Origin of the sequence: Lyticum sinuosum (assembly GCF_034471385.1) — a bacterium.
Lineage (GTDB): Bacteria > Pseudomonadota > Alphaproteobacteria > Rickettsiales > Midichloriaceae > Lyticum > Lyticum sinuosum.
On record NZ_JARGYU010000002.1, the window covers coordinates 162033 to 179896 of the forward strand.

General features: G+C 23.3%; 12 protein-coding genes. 6 read left to right on the plus strand and 6 right to left on the minus strand.

Going from position 1 to position 17864, the window contains the following annotated elements; all coding sequences use genetic code 11:
• Positions 1–282: 282 nt before the first annotated feature.
• The 4 genes from folP to prfA form a co-directional block, all read right to left on the minus strand.
• Positions 283–1587, minus strand: a complete 1305-nt coding sequence (gene folP / locus Lyticum_RS02535; protein ID WP_322498767.1) for a dihydropteroate synthase — start codon at positions 1585–1587, stop codon at positions 283–285.
• Between the two features lie 16 nt (positions 1588–1603).
• Complete coding sequence (locus Lyticum_RS02540; RefSeq protein WP_322498768.1) at positions 1604–1990, minus strand: dihydroneopterin aldolase; 387 nt, start codon at positions 1988–1990, stop codon at positions 1604–1606.
• A 372-nt stretch (positions 1991–2362) separates the two neighbouring features.
• Positions 2363–3406 carry a DNA-directed RNA polymerase subunit alpha gene (locus tag Lyticum_RS02545; RefSeq protein WP_322498769.1) on the minus strand — a complete coding sequence of 348 codons (1044 nt, stop codon included), beginning with the start codon at positions 3404–3406 and terminating at the stop codon, positions 2363–2365.
• 212 nt (positions 3407–3618) lie between these two features.
• Entirely contained in the window at positions 3619–4698 is a 1080-nt protein-coding gene (gene prfA / locus Lyticum_RS02550; protein ID WP_322498770.1) for a peptide chain release factor 1, read from the minus strand.
• A gap of 318 nt (positions 4699–5016) precedes the next feature.
• Between prfA and Lyticum_RS02555 the strand changes: the two genes are divergently transcribed.
• The 3 genes from Lyticum_RS02555 (at position 5017) to Lyticum_RS02565 (ending at position 10676) form a co-directional block, all read left to right on the plus strand.
• Positions 5017–5181, plus strand: a complete 165-nt coding sequence (locus tag Lyticum_RS02555; RefSeq protein ID WP_322498771.1) for a hypothetical protein — start codon at positions 5017–5019, stop codon at positions 5179–5181.
• Between the two features lie 195 nt (positions 5182–5376).
• Complete coding sequence (locus Lyticum_RS02560) at positions 5377–8169, plus strand: hypothetical protein (RefSeq protein WP_322498772.1); 2793 nt, start codon at positions 5377–5379, stop codon at positions 8167–8169.
• A gap of 311 nt (positions 8170–8480) precedes the next feature.
• A complete protein-coding gene (locus Lyticum_RS02565; RefSeq protein ID WP_322498773.1) occupies positions 8481–10676 on the plus strand; it encodes a coiled-coil domain-containing protein in 2196 nt (731 codons plus the stop codon).
• Positions 10677–10865: 189 nt separating this feature from the next.
• Here the strand turns inward: Lyticum_RS02565 and Lyticum_RS02570 are convergent, their stop codons facing one another.
• The gene (locus Lyticum_RS02570; RefSeq protein WP_322498774.1) at positions 10866–12488 is read right to left on the minus strand and encodes a leucyl aminopeptidase; all 1623 of its coding nucleotides are present in this window, start codon (positions 12486–12488) and stop codon (positions 10866–10868) included.
• Between the two features lie 595 nt (positions 12489–13083).
• On the opposite strand from Lyticum_RS02570, the gene rpmF reads away from it, so the two are divergent.
• The 3 genes from rpmF to Lyticum_RS02585 all read left to right on the plus strand — a co-directional run bounded on the left by rpmF (position 13084) and on the right by Lyticum_RS02585 (position 16084).
• Positions 13084–13299 (plus strand): 50S ribosomal protein L32, encoded by a 216-nt coding sequence (rpmF, locus tag Lyticum_RS02575; RefSeq protein WP_322498775.1) that lies wholly within the window; start codon positions 13084–13086, stop codon positions 13297–13299.
• 411 nt (positions 13300–13710) lie between these two features.
• On the plus strand, positions 13711–14919 hold the full coding sequence (locus tag Lyticum_RS02580) for a phosphate acyltransferase (protein WP_322498776.1): 1209 nt from the start codon (positions 13711–13713) through the stop codon (positions 14917–14919).
• The gene (locus Lyticum_RS02585; RefSeq protein WP_322498777.1) at positions 14903–16084 is read left to right on the plus strand and encodes a beta-ketoacyl-ACP synthase 3; all 1182 of its coding nucleotides are present in this window, start codon (positions 14903–14905) and stop codon (positions 16082–16084) included. Before Lyticum_RS02580 ends, Lyticum_RS02585 begins: the two co-directional genes overlap by 17 nt.
• Positions 16085–16390: 306 nt before the next feature.
• On the opposite strand, the gene Lyticum_RS02590 is transcribed toward Lyticum_RS02585, so the two are convergent.
• Entirely contained in the window at positions 16391–17860 is a 1470-nt protein-coding gene (locus Lyticum_RS02590) for a sodium:solute symporter family protein (RefSeq protein ID WP_322498778.1), read from the minus strand.
• Between the last annotated feature and the right edge of the window lie 4 nt (positions 17861–17864).

Genomic DNA, 17864 nt, shown 5'->3' on the forward strand with positions numbered 1-17864 from the left:
ATATATGTTAGTTTACTAGCATATATAAAATTTATATACTTGATAACAAGTTTTTGATTATGGTTTTCGTATATTTTTTTAAATTCTCCCAGATAATTTAACAAATTTCAGATAAAAATAAGAAATATACACAAATTATGATATTAAAACTCATTTTGTTTAGTTTTTATTTATTTTAGATAAAATAAAAAAACAAATAAAGAAATTAGTTCTTTAATCAATAAATATTGATTTTATATTCTATTTTATCTTATCCTATTTATATCCCATTATTTTTTATATTTATTCGTTATATATCACAGATTGTGATATTAAAGCTTTCATATTATCTTTAACATTGTGAACACGTAAGAAATCTACTTTATTTTTTACTAACAAAGATATTGCTATCGTTTCAATATCTCTTTGATAGGCCTCTTTTTCATTAGAAAATGATTTTATATATGATTTTCTAGAATGACCTAACATAATATCACATCCTAAATCTTTAAAATATTCAATATTTTTAATAATATCAATATTTTGAAGGTAATTTTTACCAAATCCTATCCCAGGATCAAATACCAAATTTTTTATCTTAAAACCTAATTTTATTAATTTTTCTAGATATTTTTCACACCATTCTTTTAATTTATTCAAAATATTTATATTATATGAAATATTTCTCGCAGGAGGAATATCTAAAGAATGCATGAAACAGAATTTACATCCACTATCTGAAATAAATCTTAAACAATTATCATCAAGGTCGTTTTTAACATCATTAATCATATAAATATTATATTTTTTAATTAAATCTATGATAATAGATGAATGAAATGTATCTATACTAATATTTATATTTTTTGATGAAAAATTTTCATTTATTTCTTTAAGAAATTCATTCAATTTAATATGTTCAAATTCTAGAGATTTTATAATAGCTGATGGTCTTGTAGATTGTGCTCCTATTTCAATTATACTTGCACCATCTTCAATAAGATTTTGTAAGTGTGCTATTGCATCATTTAATTTATAAAATTTACCACCATCAGAAAAAGAATCTTGTGTGAGATTAATAATACCAACTAATTTTGGATTGATTATATATGTATTTAAGAAAGATATTGGATATTCATTAATTTTCTGTCTTAATTCTATATTTAATAAGTCTAATAAGTCTTGTTTTCCCATTAAAGATAATAAATATTGAATGAAATCTCTATTTTTTATCTCAGGATGTGGAATAGTAATTATATTACTATTTATTATTAAATTATCATAAAATAGTATATCTAAATCTATAATTCTTGGAGAATATTTATAAATACTCTCTGTTCTACCCATTATTTTTTCTATATTCTTTAAATCAATCAGTAAATCCAAAGGAGTTTTTATTGTTTCTCCGCTAATTATCATATTTAAATATGATTTATCAGCATATTCTAGTGGCGTATTATCAGATAAAATTGCTTGTGTTTCTAAAACAATTGATTTCTTGATATTAGTTAATAATTTACTTTCTATTAATAATAATATTGCTTCTTGTAAATTTCTTAAACGATTCCCAATATTTGATCCTAAACTAATATAAACAGTATGAATCATTCTAAATCTAAATGTATTAGTCTGATATTGATGATCTAGAATAAACTAATTTTATTCCACCTTTTGCGATAGAATTAATAATAGGAGAATTTTTATGTATTTCAATAGATATTTTATTAATTAAATTTTTATGAATATCAGTATTTCTAATAATTTCTTCATATATAGATTTACCTAAATTTTCTATAAGGTTAAAAGATTTAGTTTCGCAAAAATCTCTAACTATTTTTGCTATTGAAGCATAGCAAACTGTATCCTCTAATCTATCTGTATCCGCTCCTAATAAAGAAATATCAAATGATAAATCTATATTGATAGATATCATTTGAGGATTCGATCTTTCTTCTTGAGTACATCCTATATATACTAAAACTCTCAAATCTAGAATTGATATCTTTAACATACTTTAAAGTTTTTTGCTATTTTTTAATACTTAAAAATAAAAATATAAATAAGTAAAGTAAAGTAATTTATTCAAATATTTATTCAAATAAACAAATAAAAATAAACTTTAAAAATATAAATTAATAAATATAAACTTTAAAATCAAATTTAAAAAAATATTCTATTTAAAAAGACTCCGTAGTACCATTTATATGTTCATCATATTTTTCAGAAAGCTCTTTATTTTTAATAAAAATATAAATAAGTAAAGTAATTTATTCAAATATTTATTCAAATAAACAAATAAATATAGACTTTAAAAATATAAATTAATAAATAAATATTAACTTTAAAAATAAACTTTAAAATCAAATTTAAAAAAATATTCTATTTAAAAAGATTCCGTAGTACCATTTATATGTTCATCATATTTTTCAGAAAGCTCTTTAATATTTTTAGGAGGCCATTGTGGTACATCCATACCAAAACGTAATCCCATTTTGTTTAATACATCTTTTATTTCATTTAAAGATTTTTTCCCGAAATTTGGAGTATGAAGCATTTTGACTTCACTTTTAGTAACTAAATCTCCAATATATATTATATTTTCATTTTTGAGACAATTATGAGATCTAACTGATAATTCAAGATGAGAAACTTTAGTTAAAAGCTTTGGATCAAATGGAAGTTCATTTTTTTCTTTATTATTTTTTTCTGTAACTTCACAATCACCGACAAACATTTTGAATTGTTCTTGTAGAATACGTGCAGCGTAAGATAAAGCAATATCAGGTGTTATAGTTCCATTTGTTTGAACTGTTAAATCTAAACTATCATAATTTGATTCTTTACCCACTTTTGCAACATCTACACTGTATGTACATGTTTTTACTGGTGAAAAAATGGCATCCATTAAAATATATCTACCAGAAGCAGAAACAGGAGAATTTACTGAAATACTACCTGCTTGTTTATAACCACTGCCTTTTAATATAATAAGTGATAAATCTAACTCAGCATTTTTGTCAAGATGACATATAATATAATCTAAATCCGGTATTATGAGTATCTGATCATTATTATCTTTTCTAGGCATTTCATTTATCTCTTCTATTTGTAACATTCTTGCTGTGACAATTGCTGGACCTTTCATTTTTATCTTTGCCTTGATTCTATTTACACCACTTTTTAATCCCACAGGCATACTTTTAAGATTCAGTATTATATCTAAAAAGTCTTCTTTTATTCCATGAATTGAAGAATATTCATGTTCTGCGTCATTAATTCTTACAGCAACAACAGCTGCACCAGGAATTGAAGAAAGTAGTACCCTCCTCAATGCATTCCCTAATGTTGTACCAAAACCTCTTTCTAGTGGTTCTGTTCTAAATGTAACACTATTGGGATTTTTTATTTCTGTTATATAGTATGCCATTAAGCAAATAAATCTATTTTATTATTAATAATAATCATATAAATGTAGAACTGCGCTATATTATATATTTTTTATTTTATATATTCAATAACAAAATATTAAAAATTTTATATTATAAATTTTTATATATTATAAAAATACAAAATATAATTTATCTAAAATTTATTATAATAGTATTATTATTGAATATTACATATTTAGTAGTTTATCATTTATATATTATTATAGTTAGCAAGCATAGCCATTTGATTTTCTGTTATTAATTTTTCTATAAATTGATCAATATCACCATCATTTATAACAGATTCTAAATTATAAGATGTTACATTTATACGATGATCAGTAACTCTATTTTGCGGATAATTATATGTTCTTATTCTTTCTGATCTATCTCCACTGCCTACCATAATTCTTCTTGCTTCAGATCTTTCATCTTCTACAGATTGTCTTTGCATATCATATATTCTTGCACGTAATATTTTTAAAGCTTTGGCTTTATTCTTATGTTGTGATTTTTCATCTTGTTGGCATACTACAGTACCTGTAGGTATATGTGTTATACGTACTGCACTATCTGTTGTATTTACATGTTGTCCTCCAGCTCCAGAAGATCGATAAACATCTATTTTAATTTCACTTTCTTTTATTTCTACTTCAAAATCTTCAGCTTCAGGAAGAATTGCTACTGTTGCAGTAGAAGTATGAATTCTTCCATTTGATTCAGTATCAGGTACTCTTTGCACTCTATGCACCCCAGATTCAAATTTTAAATGAGCATAAACAGATTCTCCATTGATTGATACTGATGCTTCCTTGCATCCATCTAATCCTGTATTTTGATATTCTAATATTTCAAATTTCCATCTTTTTTTTTCTGAATATCTTTTATACATTCTAAATAAAACTGCGCAAAAAAGTGCAGCTTCCTCTCCACCAGTTCCACATCTTAATTCTAATATAACACCTTTATCATCTGCTTTATCTTTGGGTAACAAAAGATATCTTAGTTGTAAATCCAAATTTTTAACATCTTCCTTTAAAATTAAAAGCTCAGAGTTGAACATATCAACCATTTCTTTATCATCTTTTTGAGTATTCTCTAATATTTCATTTATTTCGCTTATTTCTTTATTTCTTTCAAGATATGCTTTTGCATATGGAATAATATTTTCTATTTCTGATACATCTTTAGCATTCTGTTGATACTCATTTGATGAAGTAATTTCAAGCATTTTTTGATTTAATTCTTCATACTTTTTTACAATTGCTTGAAGTTTTTCTATTAAGCTCATTTTTGTATATTTTAAATTTATATAAATGATCCGCGAATCTAAAAATTATAACGATAAAGTATGTTTTGTATTAACCTATAATTTGGTTATTCTATTTATATTTAAAACAAAAAATAATTATTCTTTCAATCATCAGTTGATTTTATAACTAAAAGTTGCTATATATCAACTACACTAATATTAAATAATCCAATTAATAAGTTAAATTCATAAAACATCTGCAATGTAATATATATTTAATATATATTTTACCTAATAAATAAGTATAAAGCTTTTCAAATTCTAAGATAAGATAACATTATCAAAATATTATAAAATATGTCAAACAATAATAAACAAGTATCGAATGTTTTTATGAATTTTTCGTATATTTCTACTATAAATAATGAAGTAGATGAAGAAATAGATCTGAATTATCAAAATTGTCTTATTGATCAAGGAAATAAAGTTCCTCAATTTTTTTATAAAAAACACAAAATTTGATAAAATATTTTAATATTAAGCTAAAATATACAAAAATCTGATATAAAAAAATATAATTTGTAAATATCAAATATATATTTTAAATATAAAATATTATACTAATAAATCATATTAATAGTCAAATAATTAAATTAATGTATTAATTTTTAAAAAAATATTAAAATATAAATAAATTATATTTATTTTTAGTATTTTATGAATAATAAGGAAATTCTAACAGAAGAAGATCAAAAAACAAAAAAACTAGAGGAAAAAAAACAACAAGAGGAAGAAAAACAAAAAATTGTAAAAGAAAAAAAACAAAAACAAGCTGAAGATAAGATTGCAAAAAAACAAGCTGAAGATAAAATTGCAAAAGAAAAAAAACAAGAAAAACAGAATAGAAAGAATAAAAAAGAAAAAAAACAAGCAACAGCTAATGAGATAATTGAGGAATTTAATAAATTACAAATTCCTAAAAAACCAAAGGATCCTAAAAAACCAGAAAAACTCAAGGATCCTAAAAAACCAGAAAAACTCAAGGATCCTAAAAAACCAGAAAAACTCAAGGATCCTAAAAAACCAAAAGCTATAACTAGTGTAAATCAAATAACAAAAGATGATATTAAAGAAATTAAAGATGAAAAATTTTTAGAAAAAATTGCTGATTTTATAGTAGAAGATAAACAAGATATAGAAAAAGCTTTACAAGGTTATAAAAAAAATAAGAAAACAGCTATAAGTATCATTAAAGGTGCAATGGTTCATGTTCTTAAAGCTCCAGGTATATTAATTCTTTCTGTTGCGCATTTTCTTGGTGGAATTGGATATTCTATTGCCGGAATGAAAGAGAAGTTCTTATCTCATAATTATGAGAAAGAAATAAAAAAAGTTAAAAATAATATTGCTAATGTTATTTTAGATAATTCAAAGGATATTACTCCTAATCCTATAAAAAAATATCAATTAGAAGAATTGCAAGCAAGTTTAGAAAAACTTGAACAAAAATCAAAAAATTCTAAAGAAAAATCTAAAGAATTTAAGAAAATATCAGTCTCTCAGTTTACTGAATCTGCTAAAGTTCTGGTATTATTAATTCTTGATATGACGACTGTTATTTTAGGTATAGTAATCAATATCGCAAATATGGTAGGTTTTGACAAAATCAAGAATAAACTTAGTAAATTTAAAGATAAAATCAAGAGTGTTTTCAGTAAAAAAAAGGAGATACAAAAGAATACTCAAGAACATGAAGATCCACATAAAAAAGAAGAAGAAAGAAATGAGAAGATAGCAAACATAGTAGATAGCAGTCTAACAATATCGAGCAAATTATTGGAAGTATTAGGAAAAATATCTATAGTCCCGGAGCCAAATTTATATGCAATTACTGCAGGTGTTACTGTAGGTATTGTAGCTGGATCAACCATGGCTGCAATTTATAATCATACACAAGAAAAGTTAGCAAAAAAGACGTTAAAATCTTATGATAAATTAAATGAAGCTATTTCTGAATATACTTCTAAAACAAATCCACAAGTACAAAATCTACAATCTGAAGAAGATAAAAAAGCTCAAAAAGAAAAAATTCAACAAGAAAAACAAGATGTTATAAAAGAAAATGCTCCAAAAATACCAACTAAAATTATAAATACTTTTGAAATATATAAAGAAAATTTATCTAAAAGTAGTGAAATTTTAGAATTAATTGAAAAAAATAAAAAATTAATTGGTGATATCAGTGCACAACAAAAGAGTAATGCAGAATTAAAAATTAAAACAGAAGAACAAAAAAATCGAAATGATGATAAAGATAACAAAGAAAAATTAAATGATAACATAAATAAACAATTCAATAAGGAATCACAGGAGATAATTCAGAAAACAGTGAAAGGATTTGCTGAATTCAGTGAAAATTTAATGAAAATACAAGATTTACAAAAAGAATTAGACCATGAATTGAGTAAAGCTTATAAAATTCATGGAATTGAAAATCCTATTGATCCTAGAATTTTTGATAAATCTATTAGTAGTTTAAAAGAATATCAATATAATGGATTTGATCCAAAAAAAGAATTTAATATTGAAGAAAATATTACTGATATTCAAACTAGTATAGAAAATGGTCAAAAAATATTTTTTAATGAAAAATTAAATGAAATTAAAAAATTAGATGAAGAATTTGTAAAAATAGAAAATGGTAAAGAATTTTCAGAAGAATCTTATCAAAATCATATTAATAATATAACAGAGAAAATAGAAAAAGATCTTAAAATAGAAGTAAAAACAGAGGCAGTAAATATACTTTATGATGATCTTAATAAGATACTGAATAATCATGGATATCAATATAATAATTATAATCAAGGAATTGAAGCTCTAAGTCATAATCATAATGCACATACTGTAAATAACACAGTAACACCTCCACAAACAACATCACATGGAACAACTCAACCACAAGGACATAATTCTAATACACAACAAAATACACATTCACAACCCACTGTTAATTCTGCTAATCATAATACAGTCAAAGGTAATACAACTCATACTACGAACCCTGTTAAAACTAAGGGGTTTTTAGACTATATCAAGTCTGGATTAAATTCTATTACAGATTTTATATTGTCTTTCAAATTATTTCCAGATGTTGATGGACATAAAAATCATGAAAGACATAATAACAAAAATGGTCATCCTACATCTTCATATTTAACAGATGTAAGTAAAAAGTTGAATTTAGTTCAGGAAATGAAAAATGATCTTAAGAAGGATGATCAACATAATAATGAACATCCTCAAAACAAATCTTTCCAGCGTAGTAATAGTTTTTCTGAAGGAGTAAAAAATAATAAAATTAAGGAAATAATAAATAAACATGATGAGAAAGGTGGTGTTACAAAATTAACGCAGTATTCTCAACAGCAAGATTTTTCAAAGAGTTTTGTTGAAAAAATAAAAGAACAAAAGATTAATGAGAGTAATCGGAGGAATTCTATTTCTTAATTCTATTCCCGGGGTATTAAAAGTAGAAAAATAAAAGATTAATCATTAATAAGAGTAATTCTCTGGGGAAGTAATAATATTTTTAATAAAATTGCATATTTAAGAATATGCAATATAAGTATTTATAAATTTAATTTACAAAAAAAAATTATATAAATTTTTGTAAAATCAAGATAATTCCTTGAATAATTTTAATATTAAATAAAATATGATTAAATTTTGAATATTTTGATAATTATAAAGTATTTACAAGATTATTTTAATGTAATAAAATTTTATTATATAAAAATATTATAAAAATAGGATTTTCTATGAAAAATAACAATGATACTCAATCTTTAACATCAAAATCACAATCTTTAAAAGAAGAAATTATAAAACTTCAAGAAATAGCTAAAAATCATCAAGAAAAATTAACAACACCTTCAAAAGAAGAGTTACAAAAAAAGATAAAATCTTTAGAAAACGAAATACAAGAAGAACAAAAAAACTTTCATAAGCAAAAAATAGAAGTAAAAAAATCTAAAGAAGAATTAGTAACAAAAAACAAAGAACTAGAAAATAAACGAAAAGTAGTGCAATTAAAAAGAAATGAAGCTGCAAAAAAACCCAATGAAGAGGCAAAAAAACTCAATGAAGAAGCAAATAACATTGAATCAAATATATATAAAGCACAGAAAAAAAATTTTAATAAATTATATGCCGAAGCTAAAGTATATTTGAAACAACGTTTTAACAAATCTCACATAAGAGATATTGAATTTGGTTCTGAAAATTTGACAGAACAGGATTTAGAAAATCTAAAACTTGTTGTAGAACATAAATATGGAAAAATAGGAGAACGTCTAGAAAATAATGAGAAAATTCATCAAATATCAAAAAGTTTAACAAAAGGACTTTTCTCACATTCATTAGGTCCAGTAAAATATTTTGGTGTTTTTACTAATCTTTTAAAATTATCTAAAGGACTTACAGATAAAGAAAAACAGAAAGAAAAAGAAATAACGCAAGAAATTAATGAATTGAACAATAATGTAATAGAAATAAGAGATAAAATTTTTTCTGGTAAGTTTAATGAAAATGATCAAAAAGAATTATTAAGTAAATATCAAGAATATGTAGAGAAAAATCTAGAAATTGGACAAGAACCAAAAAAAATAAACGATCTTCAAAAGAGTAAAGATATAGTAGGAAATGTCAAACATTCTATCTCTACAATATTTACAAAATTTTCTTTAAAAAAAATAATTGCAAAAAAAACCATCGAAAATATTAATCCAATAGCAGGAGGAGTTTCTAATCTTATAGATGGAGCATACAATAATAAATCAGGAAAAATAGTTTCAGGTACACTTAAAGTAGTTGAATCTGTAGCTCCTGTAACAATACCAGCTTTAAAACTAACATCTACTACTTTTGCAGGAGTATTTTTAATAGTTAATCGTCTTAATAATTATAATGCTATTACTAATATGAAAGAACATAAATATTTAAAAGAGATGATGAATCAAATAATAGCTCAACAATCAAATATAAATATAGATAATCATTATGAAATACCTACTGAAGCAAAAAATGGATTACCTAAATTTTTATATGAAGATTATTCAAATGATGGAAACCATTTTTTTTCTGAAATTGATAAACTTAAAAATTTATCACAAAGTTTTGTTGATCAAAAAAGTAATTTTGATTTCTTAATAAAAGAACATACTGAAATAAAAATGGATAAAAACGCAGTTGAAAAGAAAATAGTAAAGTTCACAGACGAACAAAGAAAAGAAAAATTCCAGAATATGTTCAATAAATATTCTAAAATTACATCACAGGTAGATTTTATAATAAAATGTATTGAGGATACAGAAAGATCTCTTGTATTACAATCTTTTAAGCCTAAAGATCTTGAAACAATAAAAGATTTAGCAAAAAAAATATCTGATAATACAAATAAATTATTTAAGAATTATGCAAATAATCAAGATAACCCTAAGTTAAATCAAGATTTAAGTAAAAATATACAAGAATTCCAGGATTTATCAAAAAACCTGAAAGAAAAATTTTTAGAAAAATCAATAAAAATTGAAGGCATAGTTCACAAATTTGATATTGAGAAAATTGAAGCAATGGGCAACATTCAAAAAAAAGATTATGAAGAATATGATAATATTAAAAAAGAACTAAATGGAGAAGATAAAGCAGATAAATTTCTTAGGGGGAGAAATCATAATGCAAACAGTAATACAAATATGGTAAAATACTCTGAACACACAGTTAAAACAATTGAAAGTGTATTAAATCAGGATTTAGAACACAATAATAAGATTCATTTAGACTTTGATAAAGAAGCAATTAAATTAGCTATACAAAATACAGAAAACACAATATCATGGAAAAATACAAATGATAAAGTAACTGATATAAAGAAAATGACTGAATTACACAGTGAAGTGAATACTTTAAAGAGAATGTTACATCAAGATAATAACCATAGTGCAATTTCACACTAAAAATTATATTAATTATTATATTTTTTTTATTTTTCTATTATTAAATAATTTTTTTACATAAAATATTCTACTTATTATTTGTTTAATATTAATATTTAATATATTTTTATTTATTTTTCTATTATTAAATAATTTTTTTACATAAAATATTCTACTTATTATTTGTTAATATTAATATTTAATATATTTTTAATTATTTTCAAAATACTCTTTTATAAGTCGATCAAGTAATATTACACCAAATCCTGTTGCACCTTTTTGTATAAATTTATCACCAGATTTATTCCAAGAAACTCCTGCTATATCAATATGCGCCCATTTTCTATTACTTTGAATAAACCTCTTTAAAAATTGAGCAGCAGTTATGCTGCCTCCACCATATCCTTGTCCTACATTTTTTATATCTGCTATAGATGAATTAATCTGTTCATCATATCTTGTACCCATAGGTAATCTCCATATAAATTCACCAATTTTATCTCCTATATCGGATATTTTTTTAGCTAAATCATCATCATTACTAAATAATCCAGCACAATTATTACCAAGAGCAACTTTAACGGCACCTGTTAATGTAGCTAAATCTATTATTGTATTAGGTTGATATTTTTCTTGTACATACCACAAAACATCTGCAAGTACTAATCTTCCTTCTGCATCTGTATTATCAACTTCTATAGTTTGTCCTGACATTGATGTTATAACATCACCAGGTCGTTGTGCTTTACCTGAAGGCATATTCTCTACTAATCCTAAAACACCTATAGCATTAATTTTAGCTTTTCTTTTAGCTAAAGAATACATCAAACCAGTTACAACTCCTGCTCCACCCATATCATATTTCATTTCTGCTATATGGTCACTTCCTTTTAGATTTATACCTCCTGTATCAAAAGTTACTCCTTTTCCAACAAAAGAAATTAAATTATTTTGATAATTGTTATCTTTATTATTATCTTTATTATTATCTTTACCCCACCATTCTAAAATAACAAGATATGGGGGTTTATCACTACCTTGAGCAACTCCTAATAAAGCATTCATTCCTAAAGACTCCATTTCTTCTTTATCGATAATTTTTGCAACAAGACCTACCTCTTTAGCTATTGCATTACAATAATTTGCGAAACTTTCAGGATATATAACATTTGCTGGCTCATTGATTAAATTTCTAGTTATATTCATTCCATCAATCATTGCTTTTGTATCCTTAAATAATTCTTTTGTTTTTTCTAATATTTTATCAGAAACATATATATTAAGGTTTGAAAAATATATTTTATTATCATCAGCTTTAGCTTTATAATATTTTGTAAAACTATAAGATTTTATTGCAACTCCTATAGCAATTTGATTGATAATATGCGGTATTTCTTCTTCTATATCATCTATAATTAAATCAGCATTTTGATGACAAATATAATCAACTTTATCAAAGATACATGAGCCTACTAACTTCCATTTAGTTGATTGATCACCATCTTTTCCAATTAAAATAATGATTTTGTCTTTGCATATTCCACTTAATATTACACCTTTTCCAGAATTAGGTTTAAAATCATATCGTAAATTCAATGCATCTTTTATTGATTCAATATAGGTTGTTGATTCTAAATAATCTGAAAATTCATAATTTTTGACATCAGAATTAGTATAATTACTATCTTTATTTTGATAAAAATCTTTTGTATTTACAATATCATTTTGTATATCAGATTTATCTAAAGTTGATAAATTACTTCCAATCAAATGAATTGATGCTTTATTTTGACTATTTTTTAATAAATTTAAAGGAAAAATATTTATTTGCATGAGATTAAATAATAAAAAATATTTGAAACTTGTTTAAAAATATTGTGCTTATAAATAATATAAACAGTTGAATATACTTAAATATACTTATTTTAAATTTTACGGAAGTATATAAAAAAAATAAAAAAATAAAAAAATTTAAATAGTAGAAGAATTTGAACTAAAGATACATAAAAATACGTTAAAAAATATATTCAAAAGTATATCAAAAAGTATATTAAAAAGTATATTTAATGTATATTAATTTATGAAGTAAAATGATCTATTATATATTTTAAAAAATTTTAATTTTAAGAAATTTTATACTAAAAAAAAATATCTAAATAGCTAAGTGAAATTTTTATAAAAAAATCATATTATTATCATATTATTATTTATTAAAACTAGCAGTAGTAATTTATATTAATTAATAAGAACTAAATTTAGATAATATTGACATATGAAGATTCATATATATAATAATGAAGTGATTTATTCATTAAAAAGTTATTAGATATTTCTTTGATAAAAAATTATAATTTAATATAATTTTGTGTTTTTTTATCTTAGACAACTAAATTGATTGATAATAGATAATTATTAATAATATAATAATATGGCAGTACCAAAAAAGAAAACTAGTAAAAGTAAAGGAGCAAAAAGAAGAAATCAAAATAATGCAACAAAATTAAGATTACAAAGTAATAATATTATATTGAATAAAAGAGGGGAACCAGTTTTAAGACATCATATATCTGCTAAGGGTTTTTTTAAAAATAAAAGAGTTCTTCCTTTACCAAAAGAGGAAAATATTGATGATGCAACATTATAAATTAAATATAATATAAATATAACAATAAATATTTTATAGATTTTTTAATCTATTTTATATTTTTATCTAAAATTAGTATTTTATAATCTTATACTTTCATATTTTTGCATAATTTTTTTGCTTAGTAATTTTAATATATAAAAAAAATAAATTATTTATATTGGTTCTTAATACCTTAAGAAATAAAGTAAGAAATAAAGTTATAATATAAAAAAATACTTGAATATTGTATAAATATATAAATTAAAAATCACTTTAATTTTAAAATATTTAAATAAATTTGCAAAAATTATAAAAACTTCATAAAAATAGTTTTTTTACATAAATTTATATAAATTATTTAACTTTATTAAACAATTATATTTTCTCTAAATTATATAGAGTATTTGATATTATTTTTTATAAAATTTAATGAATAATAAAATAGTTGTAAGTATCGACTTAATGGGTGGTGATTATTCTCCACTAGCCCCAGTTAAAGCTCTTGAATTGATACAAGAAACCTTACATTATTCTAATTGCTCATTTATTTTACATGGAAATAGTGATGCAAAAAAACTTTTGGAATCTAGCAATATTTCAAAAGATCTCTATATATTTAATCTAACTAACACTGAAGTATCAGCAGATGATAATCCATTAGATATTATGAGAGGGAAAAAAAATAATAGTAGTATGCAACTTTCCATTGAAGATGTTTCCCAAAAAAGAGCACATGTTGCTGTCTCATCAGGAAACACAGGCGCATTAATGGCATTATCAATAAGAATATTAGGCTGTATTAATGGTATAAAACGTCCTGCAATAGTTGGTACAATTCCTACAAAAAGAGGTAAATGTGTAATGCTAGATTTAGGAGGGAATTTAGAATGCGATGAAAAAATGTTACTTCAATTTGCTCTGATGGGTTCATGCTTTGCAAAGATCATATTAAGTCAGGAAAATACAAAAAATATAAACGATAATTTATTAAATTCACATAAAATATTAAATAAAAATAACTTTCATGATAAAAATGAAGAACATCTTATTTATAATATAAAACAAAATAATGATATATCTGATTATAATCCAACTGTTGCTTTGTTAAATGTTGGAGTAGAATCAAATAAAGGTAGAAACACAGAGAAAAAAGCTTTTGATCTACTACAAAAATCAAATCTTAATTTTATTGGATGTATTGAAGGACATCATATAATAGAAGGAAATGCGGATGTTATAGTAACAGATGGATATACAGGAAATGTTGTGCTTAAATCTGCAGAAGGTGTATCTAATTATATTAGAGATATACTAAAATTATCAGTAGAGAAAAATTTGATTAGTAAAATAGGAGGATTTTTTCTAAGTTCTAGTATAAAACAAAACATGGAAAAAATAAGACCAGATAAAAACAATGGTGCAATGTTTGTTGGATTAAATGGAATAATTGTTAAGAGTCATGGTGGTTCCAAATCAGAAGGAATTGCTAATGCAATAAAAACAGCTATAATGCTTGCAGAAAATCATGTAAATGAAAGAATAATTAATGAAATAAATTGTATTGATTTTATCGATAAAATTAAAAATAGTTCAGTAAAATTATTGAATATGCTACGTTTTAATGACACACCCAATTGAACATCAAAGAATTTATATATCTGGAGTAGGAGCTTCTCATCCTAAAAAATGCGTTCTAAATGAAGATTTACCTCTTCATCTTAATACTAGTGATGAATGGATTCAACAAAGAACAGGAATTAAACAACGTTATATTATAGACGAAGGAGAGGATATTGTTTCAATAGCTTCTGAAGCTCTATTAAAAGCGCTTAAAATGGCTGGTATTAATCCATTAGATCTTGATGCGATAATATTAGCAACAACAACTCCTGCTATGCGAATGCCATCAACTGCATCTTTAATACAAAATATTATAGGAAATTATAGATGTACAGCATTTGATATACAAGTTGCATGTGCTGGTTTTGTTACAGCTATACAAATAGCCTATGGGTTTATATTTAGTGGACAATTCAGTAAAATTGCTGTGATAGGTGCCGATTTAATGTCAAAAATCATAGATTGGAATGATAGGAGTACATGTGTTCTTTTTGGTGATGGTGCAGGAGCAATTATTATAGAAAATAAAATGGAGGCTGAACTCGTTTATAATGCACAAAATTTAATGAATAATATAGATATAGATAATTTTAGTAAAAATTCATTTTATGAAAAAAATTTAACAGTTGATTATACAAATTATAATATAAATTCTTTAAATAATAAGATAATTTCTTTCAATTCAGAAAAAGTTCAAGATTTAAACGAAAAAAAATATTTATTTGATAGTAGTGGTAATATTCCACAATCTGGAAATATAATAGATCTTGTAAGTTATTCTCATGCAGATTTAAAAGATATACTATATGCCAATTGTGATGGTTTTATTACTATGAAAGGTATTAATGTATTTAAACATGCTGTTCAAGAATTGACATTTATATCAAGATTATTAGTAAAAAGAAATAACTTAGATATATCTGATATATCCTGGGTAATTCCACATCAAGCAAATAAAAGAATTTTAGATGCTATAGCTTCTAATTTAGATATATCTATAGACAAATTTGTTATTACAGTTAATAAGTATGCGAATACATCTGCTGCTTCTATACCAATGGCATTAGATTTTTTATATCATAATGGAGATAGTTTTTATAAAAGATTATCTAGTGGAGATTTAATAATAATGCTTGGTGTAGGATCTGGTATGATTTTCAATGGAATATTATTAAGGTGGTAAAATAAAACAGTATAATGAAAAAAAATATTTTTATTTATTTTAATATTTTATAATTATTTTAATATTTTATAATTACTAATTGATATTAATTAAATTTATTTTTTTTAATAGAATTACTTATTTTGTAATAAAAAATACATAAAATATATGAAATTAAACCAGATATTACTGTATAAGATGGTATATAAAATCCTCTAATTCCAATTAATTGAGATAATATACTAAAAACAGTATAATGAAAAAAAATATTTTTATTTATTTTAATATTTTATAATTATTTTAATATTTTATAATTACTAATTGATATTAATTAAATTTATTTTTTTTAATAGAATTACTTATTTTATAATAAAAAATACATAAAATATATGAAATTAAACCAGATATTACTGTATAAGATGGTATATAAAACCCTCTAATTCCAATTAATTGAGATAATATACAAACACTAAGAGTTGTAATAGATGGAATATAAAAACTATAAGTTGGATTTGGCATTTTTATAGTTGCACCAACAATTGGAATAATTATACCGCTTCCCCAAACAGAAAAACCTATTAGCATTAATTCTATAATATCAAGATCATACAAAGAAATAAACATTGCTATTGATCCTATAATTATAGTGAACAAACGCATTAAAATTAAGCTTCTTATATCATTTTCATTTATTTTTTCTTTTGTGTTTATTTGATGATTTTCATTTATTTCATCATTTGTTCCATGATTATTATATTTTTTAATTTTATTTCTATGAATAATATTACGAACTAATAATATACTTGCAGCATTAAGTGCAGAATCTGCTGTTGATATACTTGCAGATAGTACAGCAATAATAAAAAGACCACGTAATCCTATTGGTAAAGATTCTTTAATAACTGCTGATATTATATTCTTACTATTAATATCAGGGAATAGATATGATGAACATAATCCAGTTATAGTAATTGCTATAGAAAAGCATATTCTAACAAAAAACATTATATTATACATTGATTTTATATTATTTTTGTTTTTTGTCATTAAAAACCTTTGTATAACAGATGGTTGTAACCATAAAAATGGTAACCAGCTACAAAAAAACAAAAAACTATACTCTTTAAATTTAGAATGTGTAAGAATAGCAAGTTTTTGAGGATTTGTATTAATAATGACATTACTAATGCCACCACATTTATTAACTAACCACATTGCTATTATAGGTATAACGCTAAGAATAATCGCAGATTGTACTATAGATATCATAGCAATAGATTTTACACCACCAATGCTGACATATATAATTATTAACAATGATGATAATATAACTATTTTATCATAGCTATTTTCAAAAAAATTACTAAAAAGATGACCAACAGCAGTTAATTGACCTCCAATTGATGTAGAACTTATTAAAATTCCAAATATTGCTGTAATTTGTTCTGCTTTTCTTCCATAAAAGTAACGAGATAAATCTCCAGCTGATATCATATTATCAAATCTACTATCAAAAAATTTATCTGCAAAAAAATGAACATAAGCTGTCATAGACAATGCACTAGTCATACTGACTATAAATATTATACCATCACTTGAGACTTTAGCTGCATCTCCAACAATTGATCCAGCTCCAAAAACAGTTGCAATTAAAGTTAATGAAAGAACAATTTTATTAGATTTTTTATTTGCAACTGTATAATCTAAAATAGTTTTTGTATTTTTACCATAATACAATCCTATAAAAAAAATACTTATTATATATGATATTATTATTAATAAGTCTAAATTTATCATTATA